The sequence below is a fragment of the Kribbella sp. NPDC054772 genome, from assembly GCF_053611945.1.
Genome location: NZ_JBSHBJ010000028.1, coordinates 31,936 through 51,582, shown reverse-complemented (window position 1 = coordinate 51,582; position 19,647 = coordinate 31,936). Strand labels below are relative to the sequence as shown.

Genomic DNA, 19,647 nt, shown 5'->3' with positions numbered 1-19,647 from the left:
CCGTCGACTACCAGCTGCAGGTCGACCTGCTCTCCCACGCCCAGCGGGAGTGGGGCACCCGAGGGATCCCAGAAGGCGATCTGGCTTGTCCGTGGTGGATCAGCCGGTTGGAAGACCACCGCGCATCCAGCCAGCTCGTTCCCCGTGCCCACCAACCCAGCAACCTCCTACTCGATGAATGAAACGTCAGACCGGAACTGTCTCGGTCCCGGGCTGTTCGAACTGGGTCCGGTACAACTCCTCGTACCGCCCGCCCGCCGCGAGCAACTCCGCGTGCCGGCCCTGCTCCACGATCCGCCCGGCCTCGATCACCAGGATCTGATCGGCGGCCCGGATCGTCGACAGCCGGTGCGCGATGACCACCGCCGTACGCCCGGCCAGCGCTTCGGTCAGCGCGGCCTGCACGGCGGCCTCGTTCGTGGAGTCGAGCGCCGCGGTCGCCTCGTCGAGGATCACCACCCGCGGCTGCGCGAGCAGCAACCGCGCGATCGTCAACCGCTGTCGCTCGCCACCCGACAGGCGATACCCACGCTCGCCGACCACCGTGTCCAGCTCGTCCGGCAAGGACCGGATCAGCTCACCCAGCCGCGCCCGCTCGAGCGCGTCCCAGAGATCCTCCTCCGCGGCCTCGGGGCGCGCGAGCAGCAGGTTCTCCCTGATCGAGTCGTGGAACAGGTGCCCGTCCTGGGTGACCATCCCGAGCGTCTGCCGCAACGACTCCGCCGACACGTCACGGACGTCGACCCCCGCGAGCTTCACCGCACCCGAGTCCACGTCGTACAGCCGGGGGATGAGTTGCGCGATCGTCGACTTGCCGGCTCCGGATGATCCGACGAGCGCGATCATCTGCCCGGGCTCGGCGCGGAACGAGACCTCGTGGAGCACCTCGACACCGCCGCGGGTGTCCAGCTTCGCGACCTCTTCGAGCGAGGCGAGCGAGACCTTGTCCGCCGACGGGTAGGCGAAGCTCACGTCGGCGAACTCCACCGCGACCGGTCCCTCGGGCACGCGGCCCGCGTCCGGCTTGTCCTTGATCAGTGGCTCGAGGTCGAGCACCTCGAAGACGCGCTCGAAGCTCACCAGCGCCGTCATCACCTCGAGGCGCGCACTCGCCAGCGCGGTCAGCGGTGAGTACAGCCGGGTGAGCAGCAGCGCCATCGACACGACCGCGCCGGCATCGAGCTGATCCCGCAGCGCCAGGAACCCGCCGAGCCCGTAGACGACAGCCAGGGCCAGAGCCGACACCAGCGTCAGCGCGGTGACGAAGAGCCACTGCACCATCGCGGTCCGGACGCCGATGTCGCGCACCCGCCGCGCCCGCACCGCGAACTCCGTCGACTCCCGCGCCGGCCGCCCGAACAGCTTGACCAGCGTCGCGCCCGGCGCCGAGAACCGCTCGGTCATCTGGGTGCTCATCGTCGCGTTGTAGTTGGCCGCCTCCCGCTGCAAACCGGCCAACCGGGAACCGACCCGGCGCGCCGGGATGACGAAGATCGGCAGCAGGATGAGCGCGAGCAGCGTGATCTGCCACGAGATCCGCAGCATCGCCACGAGGGTGAGCACCAGCATCACCAGGTTGCCGACCACGCCCGACAAGGTGTCGCTGAACGCTCGCTGCGCGCCGATCACGTCGTTGTTCAGCCGGGAGACGAGCGCGCCCGTCCGGGTTCGGGTGAAGAAGGCGATCGGCATCCGCTGGATGTGGTCGAACACGGCCGTCCGCAGATCGAGGATCAGGCCCTCACCGATCTGCGCCGACAGCCACCGTGTCAGCATGCTCAGCCCGGCCTCGGCGATGGCGATCACCGCGATCAGCAGGGAGAGTCGCAGTACGACGTCGAAGGCCTTCCCGCCGACGATCGCGTTGACGACGCTGCCGGCCAGGATCGGGGTCGCGACCGCCAGCACGGCGGCACCGACGCTCATGATCAGGAACCAGATCAGCTGGGTCCGGTGGGGGCGCGCGAAGGCGAGGATCCGCCGTAGCGTCACCCGGGAAAAGGGGCGTTTGTCGTCCTGGGCGTGCATCGCGTGGTACAGCGAGTTCCACGCGGTCATTTCCATACTCACGGCAGTGCTCCGCTGACTCGGTCGGCTGGGGTCGTCGATGATTCCGCACACCACCGACAAATCCCGACGCTAGAACCTCGACTTAACCTGAGGTCAACTGCGTACACTGTACGAAGAATAGCCGATCGATCAGGATCACGCACATGAATCAGGAGCACAGCGGCAGCGGCGACCCGGCGAAGAGCCTCGAGCTGCTCTGGCGCCGCCGCCCGCGGCCGACCCGCGGCCCGAGGCCGGCGTTGACCGTCGACCAGATCGTCGCGGCCGCGCTGCGGGTCGCGGACGCCGAGGGACTGGCCGCGATGTCGATGCGCCGGGTCGCCGACGAGCTCGGTGTCGGCGCGATGACCCTGTACCGCTACGTCCCGGGCAAGGGCGAGCTCCTCGACGTCATGCTCGACACCGTGTACGGCGAGTTGCCGCGCCGCGCCGTACCGGGGGACTGGCGGGCGGCGCTCGAAGAGGTCGCTCGCGAGAACCGGGAGCTGTATCTACGGCACCCGTGGCTGCTCCAGGTCGCGATCAGCCGGCCGCCGCTCGGGCCGAACGTGATGGCGAAGTACGAGTGGGAGCTGTCCGCGGTCGAGGGGATCGGGCTCACCGACGTCGAGATGGACGCGACCGTCGCGCTCGTCAACGGCTTCGTGCACGGCGCGGTGCGAACGGCGGTCGAAGCGCGGCAGGTGATCCAGCGGTCCGGGATGACGGATAAGGAGTGGTGGCTGGCGCACGTCCCGCACCTGGACCAGATCTCCGACCTGGCGAAGTTCCCGCTCGCGGCCCGGGTCGGGACCACGGTCGGGAATGAGTTCGACGCGCCGTACGATGTCGATCACGCGTTCGAGTACGGTCTGCAGCGGGTGCTGGACGGCGTTTTCGCGCTGGTGGCGAACCGGTCTACGCCGGACCGGTAAACGAAGTTGTGAGTGAGTACTCACTCAGTTACCTTGGATCTCGTGAGTCCACGAGCAACCCCACTGCCCCCCGAGGAGCGGCGCGCCGCGATCGTCGAGGCCGCGCTGCCGTTGCTGGAGGAGTTCGGCCCGGAGGTCAGCACCAAGCAGATCGCCGAGGCGGCCGGCATCGCCGAGGGCACCATCTTCCGCGCGTTCGGGAGTAAGGACGCCCTCATCGAGGCCGCGCTGCGGACCGCGTTCGACTCCGCTCCGCTGACCGAGATGCTCCGGCGGATCCATCCGGAGCTGGAACTGCGGGACCGGATGGTCGCCGCGGTCGACGCCCAGCAGAGCCGGCTACGCGGCGTCTTCAAACTGTTGTTCGCGCTCCGGATGGCACGCCCGCCGTCCTGGAAGCCCTCGCCCGAGGACGAGGCCCGGCGGAAGGCCGACATCGAGGCGGCGGAGAAGTTGTTCGCCGACCTGATCCGCCCGGACGCGGCCCAGTTGCGGTTCACGCCCGAAGAAGTGGTCCGGCGGATCGCGATGATCACGTTCTCCGCGACCCACCCAATGATTTCCGGCGGTCAGGTGCTGACCGCGGAGGAGATCGTCGACTTCGCCCTCGACGGTGTCCGCACGCACGAGCACCCGGCGACCGGAGGGCCTGTCGAGTACGCACTCGACGGAGCCCATCGTCACGACTCTGGGGATGATTGATGTTAGTTCGCGTCTTGCGTACGCACCTGCGTCCGTACGCGGGAAACCTGTCCCTGGTGGTCGTCCTGCAGCTGATCGGGACGATCGCCTCCCTCTACCTACCCAGCCTGAACGCCGACATCATCGACAACGGTGTGGCCAAGGGCGACACCGGCTACATCATGGCCACCGGCGGCTGGATGCTGGCGGTCAGTCTGCTGCAGATCGCCTGCACGGTGACGGCGGTGTACTTCGGTGCGAAGACGGCCGCGCTGTTCGGGCGGGACGTCCGGGCCGCGGTGTTCCACCGGGTCGGGGAGTTCTCCGCCCGTGAGGTGAACCAGTTCGGTGCGCCGACGCTGATCTCGCGCAGCACCAACGACGTACAGCAGATCCAGATGCTGGTCGTGATGACCACGACGATGCTGGTCGCCGCGCCGATCACGATGGTCGGCGGCGTGATCATGGCGGTCCGCGAGGACGTCGGACTGTCCTGGCTGGTCGCGGTCGCCGTACCGCTGCTGGCCGGCTGTGTCGGCTTCATCGCCAGCCGGATGGTGCCCCAGTTCCGGAAGATGCAGAAGAACATCGACGGGGTGAACCGGGTGCTGCGCGAGCAGATCTCCGGCATCCGGGTGGTCCGCGCGTTCGTCCGCGAGCCGCACGAGGTCGAGCGCTTCGGCGAGGCCAACGGGAACCTGACCGACACCGCGATCCGGGCCGGGCGGCTGATGGCGCTGGTGTTCCCGACCGTGATGCTGATCCTGAACGTGTCCAGCGTGGCGGTGCTGTGGTTCGGCGCCTCCCGGATCGAGAGCGGGACGATGGAGGTCGGCGCGCTGACCGCGTTCCTGAGCTACCTGATCCAGATCCTGTTCTCGGTGATGATGGGCGTCTTCGTGATGATCATGGTGCCGCGGGCGTCGGTCTGCGCGGACCGGATCTCCGAGGTGCTCGACACCGACTCGTCGGTGCGGCCGCCGGTCACGCCGATCACCACCTTCACCGGACGCGGCCAGCTCGCCTTCGAGCACGCCTCGTTCAAGTACCCGGGCGCCGCCGAGCCGGTCCTGCGGGACATCAGCTTCGTCGCCTCGCCGGGCCAGACGACCGCGATCATCGGCAGCACCGGTGCGGGTAAGACCACACTGCTGTCGCTGGTACCCCGGTTGTTCGACGCGACCGAAGGACGGGTGCTCGTGGACGGGATCGATGTCCGCGAGATCGAGCCCGAGTCCTTGTGGGAGCGGATCGGGCTGGTCCCACAGCGCCCGTACCTGTTCTCCGGGACGGTCGCGAGCAACCTGCGGTACGGCAACCCGGACGCGACCGACGAGGAGCTCTGGTCGGCGTTGAAGATCGCCCAGGGCAAGGACTTCGTCGAGGCGATGCCGGAAGGACTGAACGCGCCGATCGCGCAAGGCGGCACGAACGTCTCCGGTGGGCAGCGGCAGCGGCTCGCGATCGCGCGGGCGCTGGTCCGGAAGCCGGAGATCTACCTGTTCGACGACTCGTTCTCGGCGCTCGACCTGGCGACCGACGCGCGATTGCGGGCGGCGCTGCGACCGGTCACCCGGGACGCCTGCATGGTGGTGGTCGCGCAACGCGTGTCGACGATCATCGATGCGGACCAGATCATCGTCATCGAGGACGGCGCGATCGTCGGTCAGGGCACGCATCAGGAGTTGCTGGACAACTGCCCGACGTACCTCGAGATCGTCGAGTCCCAGCGGTCCGCGGAGGAGGCGGCATGAGCGACGAACAGAAGCCGTCCCCCAACGGACAAGGTCCGGCGAACGGACAAGGTCCGGCTCCTGCGGATGGGCAGGCGGCGAAGACCGTCAAGGCGACGGAGCGGCCGACGACCGGTCGTGGGTTCGGTCCGCCCGGAGGTATTCCGGGGGACAAGTCGCTGAACTTCCTGCCATCGGCCAAGCGGCTGCTCGGCCGGCTGCGGCCGCACCGGGCGCAGGTCACCGTCGTGGTCCTGCTCGCGATCGGCAGCGTCGGGCTGTCGGTGCTCGGTCCGAAGATCCTCGGTCGCGCGACCGACATCATCTTCGCCGGCGCGATCGGCAAGCACCTGCCGGGTGGGCTGACCAAGGCGCAGGTCATCGAGCAGACCCGCGCGTCCGGAAACGGCCGGCTCGCGGACCTGCTGCAGGGGATCGACCTGATCCCCGGCGTCGGCATCGATTTCGATGCCCTGCGCAACGTCCTGCTCGGCGTCCTGCTGCTGTACGCCGGTGCGTTCTTCCTCTCGTGGGCGCAGGGGTACATCCTGAACGGCGTCGTACAGCGGACCATCATGACGCTGCGGTCCGACGTCGAGGACAAGCTGAACCGGCTGCCGCTGAGCTACTTCGACGGTGCGCCGCGCGGTGAGCTGCTCAGCCGGGTGACGAACGACATCGACAACATCTCGACCAGCCTGCAGCAGACGCTGAGCCAGCTGCTCACCTCGCTGCTGACGGTGATCGGCGTGATCACGATGATGTTCGTGATCTCGCCCCTGCTGGCGCTGATCGCGCTGGTCACGATCCCGATCTCGATGGTGCTGACGGCAGCGATCGCGAAACGGTCGCAGGTCCGGTTCGTCGCCCAGTGGCGGCACACCGGAGCGCTGAACGGCCAGATCGAAGAGGCGTTCACCGGTCACGAGCTGGTGAAGGTCTTCGGCCGGCAGAAGGAGATCGAGGCGAACTTCGCCGAGAAGAACGAGGAGCTCTACAAGGCCGCGTTCGGGGCGCAGTTCATCTCCGGTCTGATCATGCCGTTGATGATGTTCATCGGGAACGTGAACTACGTGGTGATCGCGGTCATCGGCGGGTTGAAGGTCGCGTCCGGCACGATGTCGCTGGGCGACGTCCAAGCCTTCATCCAGTACTCGCGGCAGTTCACCCAGCCGCTGACGCAGGTCGCGTCGATGGCGAACCTGCTGCAGTCGGGTGTCGCCTCGGCCGAGCGGGTGTTCGAAGTACTGGACGCCAAGGAGCAGGTGCCGGACGACGCGACGCCGGAGAAGGTGACGAACGCGCGCGGCCGGGTCGAGTTCGAGCACGTGTCGTTCTCGTACGACCCGGAGAAGCCGCTGATCAGCGACCTGTCCTTGATCGCGGAGCCTGGTCAGACGGTCGCGATCGTCGGTCCGACCGGTGCCGGGAAGACCACGCTGGTCAACCTGATCATGCGGTTCTACGAACTGAACGGCGGCCGGATCACGCTCGACGGTGTCGACATCACCGAGCTGACCCGGCACGATCTCCGGTCGCGGATCGGGATGGTGCTGCAGGACACCTGGCTGTTCGGCGGCACCATCCGGGACAACCTCCTCTACGGCAACTTGGACGCCACCGAGGAGGACATGCTGGCCGCGGCGAAGGCGACGTACGTCGATCGCTTCGTGCACAGCCTGCCGGACGGCTACGACACGGTCATCGACGAGGAAGGCAGCAACGTCAGCGCCGGTGAGAAGCAGCTGCTCACCATCGCCCGCGCGTTCCTGGCCGATCCGCAGTTGCTGATCCTGGACGAGGCGACGAGCTCGGTCGACACCCGCACGGAGGTCCTGGTGCAGCGCGCCATGGCCGCCCTGCGCTCCGACCGCACGAGCTTCGTGATCGCCCACCGGCTGTCCACCATCCGCGACGCCGACCTGATCCTGGTCATGGAGGACGGCGCCATCGTCGAACAGGGCAACCACAACGAGCTCCTGACCGTCGACGGTGCCTACGCCCGCCTCTACAACGCCCAGTTCAGCGGCGCCGTAGTAGACATCGACGAAGAAGCGGCTGCCATCGCAGCTCCGGCAGCAGCACCAGCCGGCCGGCCGATGGCCCGCTGATCGACAAAGCGAAAGGGCGCCACCCGTGACGGGTGGCGCCCTTTCGGCGTCTTCAGTTCTTCACGAGCTCTGAGTTCTTCACGAGCTCCGGCCGTACGGCGAGCAGTACGCCGAGGGCGGCGTACCCGATCAGCAGGTGGAAACCGCCGACCCAGCGGGCCACGCCGTCGCCGAACAGGAACAGCGACGGGACCGTAACGATCGCCCAGCTCTCGGCGGCCAGCGGCCACCAGCGCAGCAGGCCCCGCCAGCGGCCGGCCAGTGCGATCTTGACGGCGATCACCATCATTCCCAGCATCGAGAGCGGCCAGCAGATATCCATCGGGACCAGCCACGCGGCGTCCTGCAGGTTCGACGGCAGTACGCCGTGCAGGAGCGACCAGACGCTCGCGATCCCGAGAATCACTGCCTCGACCTTCAGCAGGACGGTCGACGGGCCCGTCGCGCGGGTCCTGCACTGGACCGCCAGCAGGCAGAACACACCCAGCTGGAAGGCGAGACCGGTGAGGTCGCCGATCCGGCCCGGTACGCCGTCGGCGACGGTGGTGAAGGCGAAGATGCTCGCGGCCCAGGCGAGCGTTCCAGCCGTCAGCCCGAGGCCGAGCTTGCGGATCGTGGAATCGGCCAGGCCGGTCGGCGGCTGCACGGCCGGCACGACATCGGTGCGGGCCCTGGCTGGTGTGGTGGTCATTGCGGGTTCCTCCCCCTGAGGTTCGTTGTGCCTTGAACTCTCCGGGAGCGGGTGACCCGGGCGGCAGGGTCCGGCGTCCCTTCTGGTGTCCCTGATGGTGTCCCGTGGAAAGTCGGGACAGCGGACCCGCGACGGCGGGACACACTCTGGGTCACAATGCAGCGATGGGGGAGGGGAGACGCGGGGGCTGGGGGCCGGCGGCGCTGGGTGCGGTCGCGCTCCTGCTGAGTGCTGCCACCGTTGCGCTGGACATTGTGAACGGCGCCGGAGCACCTGCGGCAGCCGAGCTGGAGGCTGGCTGGGCGGCGGCCCTGTCCGGGCTCGCGCAGGTCGTGCCGGGACTGCTGCTCCTGCGTCGGCTACCGCGCCATCCGATCGCCTGGATCCTGACCGGGTCGGGTCTGTTGTGGATCGTGGACGGGTTCGCGTCGAGCTGGGCGACGTACGCGATCTACACCGATCCCGGTCTGCCGGGCGCGTCGGCGGCGTACTGGCTCTACGCACGCTTCGGCGCGTTCCTGCTGCTCGGGCTGCCGGTGCTCATCCTGTTCTTCCCGGACGGGCGGCTGCCGACGGCCAAGTTCTGGCGGCGGTTGTCGATCGCGAGCCTGGCTCTGACCACCTTGTTGCCGGTGTTGCTGCTCATCGCGCCGATGCGGGTGATGGAGCGGTACCACGGCGCCGCGCTGCCGCCGGAGATCGAGCGGTTGGCGCTGGACCCGATCAGCATCAACCTGCCGTACGGCGTGTGGGCCGCGGTACTGCCCGTCGCGTATGCCGGGGTGATCGTGAGTCTCGTCGTACCGTTCGCGGTGACCGTCCACCGGTACCGCGGGGCGCTGGCCGAGCGGCGGGCACAGATCCGGTGGCTGATGTGGGCGGCGCTGGTCGACATGCTGGTGCTGATCGTGCCGATGGAGAACCCACCCGCCGTACCCGCGGTCCTGTTCGGACTCGCGATCGCCCTCACGTCGGCCGCGATCGTCGGCGCGGTCACCAAGCACCGGCTGTACGACGTCGACCGCCTGCTCTCGGCCACCTTCCTGTACGGCGTCCTCGCGGTGCTCGTGGTCGGGATCGACCTCGCGGTGTTCGCGATCGCCGGCGGCGTCCTCGGTGAGCGGGATGCGGCCCTGGTCGCGATCGCCGTGGTCGCGGTGCTGTATGCGCCGGTGCGGAGTCGGTTGTGGCGGTGGGCCCGTCGACTCGTGCGCGGATCGCGGGACGATCCGTACGCGACGATGTCGGCGCTCGCGGAGCGGTTGGAGTCGGCGGCGGATCCGGACGACCAGCTGCGCACGGTGGCCAGGTCGCTGGCCGAGGCGTTCCGGCTCCCGTACGTGCGGGTCGAGATCGAACGGTCCGACGGCGGTACGGCGATCGTCGAACACGGACGCGTCGCGGGTCCGCTGCACGCGTTGCCGGTCGGGTACCGGGGTGAGTCGATCGGCCGATTGGTGTTCTGTCCGGGCGACGGGACGCGCCTGTCGGTGCGGGACCAGCGGCTGCTCGGCGACCTGGTCCGGCAGGCTGCGGCGGCCGCGCGGGCGAGTGAGCTGAGCGGGGAGTTGCGGCGCAGCCGGAGTCGGTTGGTGGCCGCCCGCGAGGAGGAGCGGCGAAGGATCCGGCGCGATCTGCACGACAGCCTCGGGCCGAGTCTCGGGGCGGTCGCGCTGCGGATCGAAACCGCGCGCAACCTCTCGAGGTCCGCGCCGGACGACGCCGACCGGATGCTCGAGCAGGCGACCAGCGAGGTCGGTGCGGTGCTGTCCGACGTACGCCGGCTGGTGCACGATCTGCGGCCGCCGGCGCTGGACGAGCTGGGGCTGGTACGGGCGATCGAGCAGCAGGCGGAGCGCTTCCGGCTCAGCGGGCTGGTCGTGTCCGTCGAGGCCGATCCGATCGGGTCGCTACCGGCCGGCGTCGAGGTGGCGGCGTACCGGATTGCGTCCGAGGCGTTGACGAACGTGGCGCGGCACGCTGGGGCGTCGCGGTGCTCGATCGTGCTGCGGGTGGCGGGGGATCTGGAGCTGACGGTGACGGATGACGGGACGGGGATCGGGGAGGACGTGCGGGCGGGCGTGGGGATGTTGTCGTTACGGGAACGGGCCGCGGAGCTCGGGGGAGTGTGCAGTGTGAGTTGCCCGGTCAATGGTGGCACCGAGGTACGGGTCCGGTTGCCGTTGGACGCCGTACCGGAGGTTGCTCATGGGTGAGGCGGTGCGGGTTCTGCTGGCGGACGACCACCCGGTGTACCGCGACGGGCTGGCGATGCTGCTCGGCTCGCTGGACGGGATCGAGGTCGTCGGTACGGCGGCCGACGGGGTGCAGGCGGTGGAACGGGCTCGCGAACTGCAGCCGGACGTGGTGGTGATGGACGTGCAGATGCCGCGGCTTGACGGGATCGAGGCGACCCGGTCCATCACCGCGGACAGTCCGCACATCGGGATCGTCGTACTCACGATGGCCGAGGAGGACCAGACACTGTTCGCCGCGATGCGCGCCGGTGCCCGCGGCTATCTGCTGAAGGGCGCCAACCAGGGCGAGATCCTGCGCGCGATCACCGCCGTCGCCCAGGGCGAGGCGATCTTCGGGCCGGCGATCGCGATGCGTGTGGCCGAGTTCTTCGCCGCGACACCGGCCGCGCCGTCCGGCGGCCCGTTCCCGCAACTGACCGCCCGCGAACACGAGATCCTCGCCCTGGTCGCGGCCGGCCGCTCGAACGCCCAGATCGCGACCGAGCTCTACCTGTCCCCGAAAACGGTCCGCAACAACGTCTCCAACATCTTCGCCAAACTCCACGTCGCCGACCGAGCCCAAGCCATCATCCAAGCCCGCAACGCCGGCCTCGGCCACAACCCCTGTGGATAACTTCCGCGCGCCTTAGGCCAAATGTGGCGTACTTGGGCAATGGACGCGGACGAGGTACGGCGACGTGGCAACGAACGGGCGCAGCTGATCGCGGCGAAGCTCGGCCTCACGGACCCGGCCGACCTGACCACCCTGCGGGACGCCTATCTTGTCGCCTACGAATTCCCGGCACCGTTGATGGTCCGGGTGGCCGACGACATGCTGGCCGATCTGCGGGAGGATGTCGGATCCCGTCGTACCGACAGGATCCTCGGTCTGGGCCGTGACGGGCACCACCTGGCGCTGGCGATGAGAACACTCGATCGCGACTTCATCCGGCAGAACTGCTCGAACCTGGTGGTGTCGCGGGCTCTGGTCGAGAACGCTCTGCAGGATCTCGAGAACCACCACGGGATGCAGTTCCCGCAGGTCGACGAGTTCCGGCGGGTGGCATCGAGGGTGGATCCGGCGGACACCGTCGGTGGCTTCCGGGTCCTGACCGAGTATCTGCACTCGCGGCAAGTGCCGGTCGGTCGGTCGGGGAGCCGGGTGAGTCTGTTCGACACGAGCTACAAGGGAACGGCGCAGGAGCTTCTGTCGGCGGTGTATCCGGAGACGACCTTCACCGGCCGGTACGCGTTCCACGGCGGGTCGCCGTACGATCCGCATCCCGGGAGCAAGAAGGGGTACGAGGTGCACCTGACGGCTCCGGAGACGCGGGGTGGCCTGCCGCACTACGAGCTGCCTGCGGATGCTTCCAGGACGTTCTCGCATCAGCTTGCGATCAACAGCGTCGAGGAGCTCCTCGACGGGCCGATGTCGAGTCCGGTCCGCATCGGCTCGGCCGGCCCTGAACAGACCGGTCAGCGCCATCATCCGGCGCTTCTGGAAGGGCTGAGCCGCGGCCGGATCTCCTCGCGGCTCGAGCATCTTCCGGTGCGTGAAGGCGTCAAGGTGGTGAACCTCCATGCGGTCGTCGACCTCGCGGCGGATGTCGCCGGTGTGCGCGATGCCGGAGGCAACTACCGTGCCTGGCTGGACGACGGTGCGCAGAGGTACCGGACCGAGATCCGAGCCTGGATCAGCGGCGGATCCACCGATCCACGACTGGCGGAGGTCCTCGACTCGTTCGTGCATCGCGCGGACAAGAATCAGGTCGCACTGCTGCAACGGGCGCTCGACCGGGCGCACGTACCCGAGGCGCAGCGGCAGACGATCTGGACGGCGTACGAGCAGTGTGGCGGGGACGGGGACAAGAAGGTCTTCGTAGAGAATGTTCTGAACTCGACTCGGGCAAGCGGAGGTAGTGATGGGCGGCGGGACGGGAAGCGACCCGGAAGAGGAATGGATGGCCCTCACCGAGACGACCGCGGGCTTTGAGGGGTTGGAGGACATGGCGGACGAGATGCTGAAGGGCGGGCCGCCGCCGCGGGTTGGGATGCCGGCTATTGCGAAGGCGCCGATGATTATTGATACCGATCTGGGTGGGGATCCGGATGACACGGTGGCGTTGATCGTGGCGGCTCGGAAGGTGCCGGAGTTGCGGTTGGTGGTGACGAGCGACGAGTACGGCGGGGAGCGGGCGCGGCTCGTGCGGTACCTGCTGGATCTGGTCGGCCGGCCGGATGTACGCGTCGTCGCCGGGTCCGATTTGGGCAACAGCCGCATGTGGGTGATGGACGGCGTCTGCCCGCCCGAGGTGCCCCGGCAGGACCCCGACGTCGTCGGCGTGATCGACGAGGTTTGCGCGGGCATCGAGGGACAAATCCGCTGGGTCGGCATGGGTCCGCTGTCGAATCTGGCCCGCCTACAGCGCGAGGAACCGTTGCTGGTGCCGCGGTTCGTGGTCACGCAGATGGGCGGGGCGATCAACTACCGCGACCCGTCGCGCGCCGAGCACAACTTCCGGGTGGACCCCGAGGCAGCGATCCGGATGCTGCCGGAACTCGGCCTGTGGAACCCGACGTTCGTGGTGTCGGACGTGACCTTCAACCCGGCGATGGAGATCACGGCAGAGTCCGCGCTCTACCAACGCTGGGGCCAGCCGGACGCCCGCCCCTGGGAGCGGGTACTGCGGGAACAGTTCGACCGGTGGATGGCGAAGTACCCGGGGTCCATGCAGCACGACGCGCTGACGTTGGCGGCGGCGTTGCTCTGGCCGGGCGTGCGGTTCGTGCGGGAGCACGTCGCGCTCGACGACATCGCCCGGATGAGCCTGAACGAAGGCGGCTCCGAGATCTCGATGTCGATCTCTGCCGACTACGCCGCCTTCATGCGCTGGCTGACCGAGGCCCTGAGCTGAGGGCCGCTAGCAGGTTGTTCGACGGCTGGCGGGTTACAACCAGCCAGCCGTCGCACAGGCCGTCAGCGAGCGAGACGCCGTACGGCGAGTTCGGCCAATAGGGCCGCGCCGTCGGGGAGGATCGAGTCGTCGAAGTTGGCCAGCGGTGAGTGGTTGTCGGCGGCCGCGTCCGGGGCGTCGATCGCGCAGGCGCTCAGGTTGACGTAGACGCCGGGGACCTCTTGCAGGATGTAGGAGAAGTCCTCGGCGCCGCAGCGCGGGTTGGCGCGCTGCCGGAAGTGGTCGGCGCCGAACAGGTCGACGATCGTCTCCCGCGCGAAGTCGTACTCCGCCTCGTCGTTCACCGTCACCGGATACCCGATCTGGTACTCCGCCTCGACCGCCAGCCCGTGGGCCGCCGCCATCGACTCGACCAGCTGGATCGACGACTGCTGCACCTTCGCGCGTGTCTTCTCGGAGAACGTCCGCACCGTCGCGTCGAAGAGCGCGTCGTCGGGGATGATGTTCTCCTTCGTGCCGCCGGCGATCCGCCCCACGGTCAGCACGACCGGGTCGAACACGTCGAACTGCCGGGTGATCATCGTCTGCAGCGCGGTCACCATCTCGCACAGCACCGGGATCGGATCCTTGCCACGGAACGGCGTCGACCCGTGCGTCCCCTCCCCGATCACCCGGACGTGCAGCTGATCGGCCGCCGCCATGAACGATCCCGGCTTACTGCTCCACATCCCGAGCGGCTGCGACGACGCCCCGACATGCAGTCCGTACGCCGCGTCCGCCCGCCGGCCCGCGGCGTCGAGCACCCCTTCGCGGATCATGATCGGCGCCCCGCCGCTGGTCTCCTCGCCCGGCTGGAACATGAAGACCACGTCACCGGCGAGCTCGTCCCGCATCGCGCAGAGGACCTTCGCCGCACCGACCAGCCCCGCGACGTGCAGGTCGTGACCGCACGCGTGCATCATCCCCGGATGCCGGGACGCGAACGGAACGTCGGTCCGCTCGGTCACCGGCAGCGCGTCCATGTCCCCACGCAGCAGTACGACGGGACCCGGCCGGCGACCGCCCCGCAGTACCGCGGTCACCGACGACAGCTCCTTGCCGAGCGTGATCTCCAGCGGCAGCCCGTCGAGCGCGTCGAGAATCAGGTGCTGCGTCTTCGGCAGGTCCAGGTCGTACTCCGGCACCTGGTGCAGGGCCCGCCGCAGAGCGACCACCTCGTCGCGGAACTGCTCCGCGAGCTCGCGGGTGCGGCTCATGCCTTCGGCCCCAGGTTCAGCGCGGACATCACCCGCTGCGCGCTGCCGCCCAGCTCGAGCAGCTCGACGAGATCCAGCCACTTCTCCGGGTCCTTGATCTGGTGCGGGATCGTCGCGTCGTACGTCCCGACCGGGGCGTCCTTCGCCACCGCGACCACCTTCGGCGCGACGTCGAGGTAGTCGGCCGCGGCGACGATCTTCTTCTTCACCCCGGGCGCCATCGGCGTGCTCGGGTCCGCCGCCGCGGCGCGGATCGCGTCCAGGTCGCCGTACGCCGTGACCAGCGAGGCGGCCGTCTTCTCGCCGACACCCTTCACCCCCGGTAGGCCGTCGGACGCGTCACCACGGAGCGTGGCGAAGTCGGCGTACCGCTGGGCGGGGATCTCGTACTTCGCGAGCAGCGCCTTCTCGTCGTAGACATCGGCCCGCCCGACCCCGCGCGCCGCGGTGTAGACGACCCGGATGCCGCGGCTGTCGTCGATCAGCTGGAACAGGTCACGGTCGCCGGTGACGACGTCGACCGGCATCGTCGCCTGGTGCGAGAGCGTGCCGATCACGTCGTCGGCCTCGTGGTCCGGCGCGCCGACGACGGCGATCCCGAGGGCGTCCAGGCAGGCGCGGATGTACGGCACCTGGACCTCGAGCCGGTCCGGGACGTCCTCGACCTGCTCGCCCTTCGGCGACACGAACTCGACCCGCTGCGCCTTGTACGACGGAATCAGCGCGACCCGCCAGGACGGGCGCCAGTCGTCGTCCCAGCAGGCGACCATGTGGGTCGGCCGGTGGTTCTCGGTCAGCCGGGCGATGAAGTCGAGCAGCCCGCGGATCGCGTTGGTCGGCGTACCGTCGGCGGCCTTCATCGTGTCCGGCACCCCGAAGAACGCGCGGAAGTAGAGGGACGCCGTGTCGAGCAGCATCAGCCGCTGTCCTGTCTCAGCCATAGGGCGATGCTTTCATGCCCGGCCGTCTCGGCAGTAGGGTCTTCAGGATGGAGGACCTGGACCGAAAGATCGTCGGGCTGCTCGCGACCGACGGCAGGATGAGCTTCACCGACCTGGGCAAGGCCACCGGCCTGTCCACGTCGGCCGTGCACCAGCGGGTGAAGCGCCTCGAGCAGCGCGGCATCATCCAGGGGTACGCGGCGAAAGTCGACCACACCGCGCTCGAGCTGCCGCTGACGGCGATGATCTCGATCCGGCCGATCGACCCGTCGCAACCGGACGACTCGCCGGAGCGGCTCCGCGAGGTCCGGGAGATCGAGTCCTGCTACTCGGTGGCCGGTGACTCGAGCTACGTCCTGGTGGTCCGGGTCGCGTCCCCGGCCGCCCTGGAGAACCTGCTGGCCGTGATCCGGGCCCGGGCGAACGTGTCGACGACGACCACGATCGTCCTGAGTACGCCGTACGAGCGCCGTCCCCCGGCCCTGTGAAGGTGCTGCTGAGCGACCTCTTCAGCACCCTGATCCCGGGCGGGGACTCCGAGCGGGACGTGGTGAACTCGCGGATGGGCGAGCTGCTCGGGGTCGATCCGATCGACTTCCAGCGGGCCTTCGACGCGGCGTCGTACGAGCGTTTCATCGGGGCGTACGGCGACCTGCCGACGACGCTGCGGGTGATCGCGGAGCGCTGCGGGGGAGCACCGAGCGACGAACAGGTGCAAGAGGCAACGAGTCTGCGCCGGACGCTCTCGCAGCGTCTACTCGCTGCGGCACCGGCGACGACTCTCGGCACGTTGGCCGCATTCCGGTCTGCCGGGTGGCGGATCGGTCTGGTCAGCAACATCACCGCCGAGACGCAGCTGCAGTGGTTCCACAGCCCGCTCGCGCCGTACTTCGACACGACGGCCTTCTCCGCCGAGGTGGGCGCGGCGAAACCCGAGCCCGCCATCTACCTCACCGCGTGCGCCGCGCTCGGCGCGCACCCCACCGACTGCGTCTACGTCGGCGACGGCCGCGACAACGAACTGTCTGCCGCGGCCGCCCTGGGCATGCACACGATCCGCACCCTCGAACACTCCAACAGCGCCCCGGCCTGGGCCGGCCCCTCCATCAGGTCCTACGCCGAACTGGCCGACCTCTTGGCCCCGGAATGATGAGGCTGGGGAGGATCTTCGGCCCGTTCAGGGTAGGAAATCCTCCCCAGGGTGTCAGTAGCCGCCGGCGTCGACGACCTGGGATTCGTGCGAGGCGATCTGGATCTTGCCCTTGCCCTTCGGCGGGATCAGCAGGACCAGGTCGTGCAGGGTCGTCGAGGTGAGGGCGCTCTCGTACTTCGCCGTCGCCGGGCTGAACGCCGTCATCGGCAGGGCGGCCCACGAGAAGTTGTAGTTCTTCGCGACCATCAGGGTGTGTTCGTGGGTCAGCGTGACGAAGACGATCCCGGTGCCGGACTTGGTCACGAACGCCGGTGCCGCCTGGGGAGCGGTGAACACGTCGGCGACGCTGCGCACCGAGTTCGGTGTGCTCGCTTGGCCCGCCCGCACCTTCGCGAGTTCGTTGATCAGGCTGGTGATCTCGGAGCTCGGCACGAAAGCCGCGGCCTTGGGCGACTTGGTCCCGATGGTCAGGTACGTCGCCAGCGCGGTCGCGGCCGTCTGCGGCGCGGTCGCGAGCTTGGTGTCGTCCGCCTTGGTCGCCGGCCGGAGACCGTCGACGGACGGCAGTTTGACGGCCGTCGGTACGCCGGCGGCGAACATGAGCTTCCACGGGCTGCCGGCGGACGTGCGTTCCCAGAGGCCGACGTGGCGATAGGTCTTGTCGTCCGAGATCCCTGACGAGCTGACGAAGCGCATCGGGTAGCCGCCGTACTGCGGGGCGCCGACGACCGGGGCGGTGTAGGTGAACGCGGGACTGGTCTTGGCGCCCGCTGCTTGGTCGACCTTGTAGCCGGCCTGGCTCTCACGGACGAGGTTGCCGCCCTCGATGGTGGCGATCAGATTGCTGTTGCGGGTGCGGTTCGCGGTGTTGTTGACCGCGTTGTAGTGCGCGATCACCTGCACCGCCGTGTCGTGCCCGATCGCCGGGCGGGTCAACGCGGTCACCGTGTCGACCGCCGGCACCGCCGAACACCCCGTCACCAACCCGAGGGTCAGCCCGACGGCCAGCACTCGCTTGACCGCACCAGACGACCGCTGCGGCCTCCCACCCTGCACAGGCGGCTGCTGAACCGGCGGCTGCTGGTTGGGCGGGTACTGGTTCGGCGGGTACTGCGGCGGCACGCCAGGCTGCTGCGGCGCGGGGGCATGAGACTGCGGATACTGGCCCCCGCCACCCTGGTGCGGGAACTGCTGGTCGGTCGCGCCGGTGCTCTTGTTCGAGGACTTGGGGGAGCGCCGCCGGAGCAGGACGAGAAGGATGCCCAGGGCAAGCAGAACGATCCCGCCGACGAAGATCAGCAGCGCATTGCGGAACGCGTGCGGGATCTCGATCCCGAGGTTCACCTGGACGTCGGGTGCGGTCTTCCCGTCGGCGTTCATCACGACCACGTCGTACGGGCCGTCCTCGATCGGCCAGGCGATGGACTGCGTACCGGCGCCGTTCGCCTTCGCGACCCACCAGTCGAGCGAGTTCGGTGCGGCCAGCGGGCCCGCCGTACCCTTCTCGTCCTGGGTGCTCAACGCAATCGGGTACTGCACCTGCACGAGCTTCGTGTGCCCGATGCCCTTCAGGTAACTGCTGACGTCGAAGTCCCGCGCCACGCCGACGAAGACCGGCTGGTTCTTCGTCGAGTGAACGTCGACGTGCAGCACCGGACCGTGCCGGTTGAGCAAGTCCGGCGTACTCGCGATCGCCAGCCCCTTGCTGCCCAGGTGCTGATCACCGGAATGAACCGTGTCATCGGGACCGATCAACCAGAACGCCGCCGCACCACCAACCACCGCGACGACCAGACCGATCAGAGCCAGCAGAACACCAACGATCGAGCGGACAACCCGCACAAGAACTCCCGAGATCGCGGCATGCCCCAGACACACCGCATGACAGACGACGCGTGATGGTAGCGCTCACCCGGCCCAACCTCAGTACCCACCGGCATCGATCAGTTGACTGCCGAAGGAGACGACGCGGACCTTCCCCGAACCCTTCGGTGGGACGACGAGTACGACGTCGTGCAGGCTGACGTTGGAAAGCACGTTCTCGTAATACGTGGTGGCCGGACTGAATGCGTTCACGTCAGGCGTCGACCAGGACACTTTGTATCCCTCGCCGATCCCCATCTCGTATTCGTCGGTCAGCGTGACGAAGACCAGCAACTCGCCGGAACTGGTCGCGAACGAGGCCGGCGGATCCGTGACCTTGAAAGTGTTGGTGACCTTCCGGTACTGCTTCGGGTACTTGACGACCATCGACTTGCCCTCAGCGACCTCGGCGAGCAGCTCGCTGATGTCCTTCGACGGCGCGAACGTGGCGGCGTACGGCGACTTCGCCCCGACCGTCAGATAGTCGGCGAGTTGGTTGGCGAGGGTGCCCGGTGCGGCGACCCACCGAGAGGCGTCGGTCGACGTCACCTCTCGCAGCTCCTTGAGCTCCGGGAGCTTGGTGGCCTTCGGCACCCAACCCGAGAACGTGTGCAGCCAGGGACTCCCGGCGCTCGCGCGCTCCCACACGCCGACCAGCAGGTAGTCCTTGGAATTCGATGCGTCCATCTTGGTGACGAAACGCATCGGATACCCACCGTACGACGGAGCGCCGACGACCGAGTTGGTGAAGGAGATCGGCTTGGCCAGATTCTTGCCGGCCTTGTCCGTGGCTCGATCGATCGTGAACAAGGCGTGACTCTGCCGCACCAGGTTGCCGCCTTCGACCGTCGCGATGAGTTTGTCGTCGCGGCGATGGTTGGCGGTGTTGTTGACCTCGGTGTAGTGCTTGATCACCGCCTGCGCCGCGTCGTTGCTGATCGCGGGACGGCTTTGCGTGGTGACGGTGTCGACCGGGGGGATCGCGGAGCAGCCGGCCAGGGCTACGAAAGCGGTGGCTGCAACGGCTGCGTGGAATCCCCGCACACAAGCTCCCCGGGTAGGTGGCGAGGTGTGATCGTAGC

Annotated in this window: 16 protein-coding genes; 10 read left to right on the top strand and 6 right to left on the bottom strand. The window is 68.5% G+C overall.

Going from position 1 to position 19,647, the window contains the following annotated elements:
• Positions 1 to 186: 186 nt before the first annotated feature.
• The gene (locus ACWGID_RS31730; RefSeq protein WP_452202947.1) at positions 187 to 2,058 is read right to left on the bottom strand and encodes an ABC transporter ATP-binding protein; all 1,872 of its coding nucleotides are present in this window, start codon (positions 2,056 to 2,058) and stop codon (positions 187 to 189) included.
• 155 nt (positions 2,059 to 2,213) lie between these two features.
• Here ACWGID_RS31730 and ACWGID_RS31725 point away from each other — a divergent pair, with 155 nt between their 5' ends.
• Genes ACWGID_RS31725 through ACWGID_RS31710 form a run of 4 tightly spaced genes read left to right on the top strand, consistent with a single transcriptional unit; the run spans position 2,214 to position 7,509 of the window.
• A complete protein-coding gene (locus ACWGID_RS31725; RefSeq protein WP_452202840.1) occupies positions 2,214 to 2,984 on the top strand; it encodes a TetR/AcrR family transcriptional regulator in 771 nt (256 codons plus the stop codon).
• 42 nt (positions 2,985 to 3,026) lie between these two features.
• The gene (locus ACWGID_RS31720) at positions 3,027 to 3,686 is read left to right on the top strand and encodes a TetR/AcrR family transcriptional regulator (RefSeq protein ID WP_452202838.1); all 660 of its coding nucleotides are present in this window, start codon (positions 3,027 to 3,029) and stop codon (positions 3,684 to 3,686) included.
• On the top strand, positions 3,686 to 5,419 hold the full coding sequence (locus ACWGID_RS31715; RefSeq protein WP_452202836.1) for an ABC transporter ATP-binding protein: 1,734 nt from the start codon (positions 3,686 to 3,688) through the stop codon (positions 5,417 to 5,419). Before ACWGID_RS31720 ends, ACWGID_RS31715 begins: the two co-directional genes overlap by 1 nt.
• The gene (locus tag ACWGID_RS31710) at positions 5,416 to 7,509 is read left to right on the top strand and encodes an ABC transporter ATP-binding protein (protein ID WP_452202834.1); all 2,094 of its coding nucleotides are present in this window, start codon (positions 5,416 to 5,418) and stop codon (positions 7,507 to 7,509) included. Before ACWGID_RS31715 ends, ACWGID_RS31710 begins: the two co-directional genes overlap by 4 nt.
• A gap of 52 nt (positions 7,510 to 7,561) precedes the next feature.
• On the opposite strand, the gene ACWGID_RS31705 is transcribed toward ACWGID_RS31710, so the two are convergent.
• Complete coding sequence (locus tag ACWGID_RS31705) at positions 7,562 to 8,200, bottom strand: hypothetical protein (RefSeq protein WP_452202832.1); 639 nt, start codon at positions 8,198 to 8,200, stop codon at positions 7,562 to 7,564.
• A 164-nt stretch (positions 8,201 to 8,364) separates the two neighbouring features.
• On the opposite strand from ACWGID_RS31705, the gene ACWGID_RS31700 reads away from it, so the two are divergent.
• The 4 genes from ACWGID_RS31700 to ACWGID_RS31685 are packed head-to-tail and all read left to right on the top strand — an operon-like array spanning position 8,365 to position 13,352.
• Positions 8,365 to 10,416, top strand: coding sequence for a sensor histidine kinase (locus ACWGID_RS31700; protein ID WP_452202830.1), 2,052 nt, complete (start codon positions 8,365 to 8,367; stop codon positions 10,414 to 10,416).
• Positions 10,409 to 11,071: a response regulator gene (locus ACWGID_RS31695; RefSeq protein ID WP_452202828.1), complete on the top strand. Its 663-nt coding sequence runs from the start codon at positions 10,409 to 10,411 to the stop codon at positions 11,069 to 11,071. The genes ACWGID_RS31700 and ACWGID_RS31695 overlap by 8 nt, the downstream gene beginning before the upstream one ends.
• A 39-nt stretch (positions 11,072 to 11,110) precedes the next feature.
• Positions 11,111 to 12,430 (top strand): hypothetical protein, encoded by a 1,320-nt coding sequence (locus ACWGID_RS31690; RefSeq protein WP_452202826.1) that lies wholly within the window; start codon positions 11,111 to 11,113, stop codon positions 12,428 to 12,430.
• Positions 12,399 to 13,352, top strand: coding sequence for a nucleoside hydrolase (locus ACWGID_RS31685; RefSeq protein ID WP_452202824.1), 954 nt, complete (start codon positions 12,399 to 12,401; stop codon positions 13,350 to 13,352). Before ACWGID_RS31690 ends, ACWGID_RS31685 begins: the two co-directional genes overlap by 32 nt.
• Positions 13,353 to 13,414: 62 nt before the next feature.
• On the opposite strand, the gene ACWGID_RS31680 is transcribed toward ACWGID_RS31685, so the two are convergent.
• Entirely contained in the window at positions 13,415 to 14,608 is a 1,194-nt protein-coding gene (locus ACWGID_RS31680) for a M20 metallopeptidase family protein (protein ID WP_452202822.1), read from the bottom strand.
• Positions 14,605 to 15,525, bottom strand: a complete 921-nt coding sequence (locus ACWGID_RS31675) for a 5'-3' exonuclease (protein ID WP_452202945.1) — start codon at positions 15,523 to 15,525, stop codon at positions 14,605 to 14,607. The genes ACWGID_RS31680 and ACWGID_RS31675 overlap by 4 nt, the downstream gene beginning before the upstream one ends.
• Before the next feature lie 71 nt (positions 15,526 to 15,596).
• On the opposite strand from ACWGID_RS31675, the gene ACWGID_RS31670 reads away from it, so the two are divergent.
• The gene (locus ACWGID_RS31670; RefSeq protein WP_452202820.1) at positions 15,597 to 16,037 is read left to right on the top strand and encodes an Lrp/AsnC family transcriptional regulator; all 441 of its coding nucleotides are present in this window, start codon (positions 15,597 to 15,599) and stop codon (positions 16,035 to 16,037) included.
• The gene (locus ACWGID_RS31665; RefSeq protein WP_452202818.1) at positions 16,034 to 16,699 is read left to right on the top strand and encodes an HAD family hydrolase; all 666 of its coding nucleotides are present in this window, start codon (positions 16,034 to 16,036) and stop codon (positions 16,697 to 16,699) included. Before ACWGID_RS31670 ends, ACWGID_RS31665 begins: the two co-directional genes overlap by 4 nt.
• 54 nt (positions 16,700 to 16,753) lie before the next feature.
• Here the strand turns inward: ACWGID_RS31665 and ACWGID_RS31660 are convergent, their stop codons facing one another.
• Together ACWGID_RS31660 and ACWGID_RS31655 are read right to left on the bottom strand one after the other, a co-directional pair.
• Positions 16,754 to 18,544, bottom strand: a complete 1,791-nt coding sequence (locus tag ACWGID_RS31660) for a hypothetical protein (RefSeq protein WP_452202816.1) — start codon at positions 18,542 to 18,544, stop codon at positions 16,754 to 16,756.
• Between the two features lie 81 nt (positions 18,545 to 18,625).
• Positions 18,626 to 19,609, bottom strand: a complete 984-nt coding sequence (locus ACWGID_RS31655; RefSeq protein ID WP_452202814.1) for a hypothetical protein — start codon at positions 19,607 to 19,609, stop codon at positions 18,626 to 18,628.
• Between the last annotated feature and the right edge of the window lie 38 nt (positions 19,610 to 19,647).

Bases quoted from the DNA above. Each gene is read 5' to 3' on its own strand.
- ACWGID_RS31730 (WP_452202947.1), bottom strand. From the start codon at position 2,058: ATGACCGCGTGGAACTCGCTGTACCACGCGATGCACGCCCAGGACGAC.
- ACWGID_RS31725 (WP_452202840.1), top strand. From the start codon at position 2,214: ATGAATCAGGAGCACAGCGGCAGCGGCGACCCGGCGAAGAGCCTCGAG.
- ACWGID_RS31715 (WP_452202836.1), top strand. From the start codon at position 3,686: ATGTTAGTTCGCGTCTTGCGTACGCACCTGCGTCCGTACGCGGGAAAC.
- ACWGID_RS31710 (WP_452202834.1), top strand. From the start codon at position 5,416: ATGAGCGACGAACAGAAGCCGTCCCCCAACGGACAAGGTCCGGCGAAC.
- ACWGID_RS31705 (WP_452202832.1), bottom strand. From the start codon at position 8,200: ATGACCACCACACCAGCCAGGGCCCGCACCGATGTCGTGCCGGCCGTG.
- ACWGID_RS31700 (WP_452202830.1), top strand. From the start codon at position 8,365: ATGGGGGAGGGGAGACGCGGGGGCTGGGGGCCGGCGGCGCTGGGTGCG.
- ACWGID_RS31695 (WP_452202828.1), top strand. From the start codon at position 10,409: ATGGGTGAGGCGGTGCGGGTTCTGCTGGCGGACGACCACCCGGTGTAC.
- ACWGID_RS31690 (WP_452202826.1), top strand. From the start codon at position 11,111: ATGGACGCGGACGAGGTACGGCGACGTGGCAACGAACGGGCGCAGCTG.
- ACWGID_RS31685 (WP_452202824.1), top strand. From the start codon at position 12,399: ATGGCCCTCACCGAGACGACCGCGGGCTTTGAGGGGTTGGAGGACATG.
- ACWGID_RS31680 (WP_452202822.1), bottom strand. From the start codon at position 14,608: ATGAGCCGCACCCGCGAGCTCGCGGAGCAGTTCCGCGACGAGGTGGTC.
- ACWGID_RS31675 (WP_452202945.1), bottom strand. From the start codon at position 15,525: ATGCTGCTCGACACGGCGTCCCTCTACTTCCGCGCGTTCTTCGGGGTG.
- ACWGID_RS31670 (WP_452202820.1), top strand. From the start codon at position 15,597: ATGGAGGACCTGGACCGAAAGATCGTCGGGCTGCTCGCGACCGACGGC.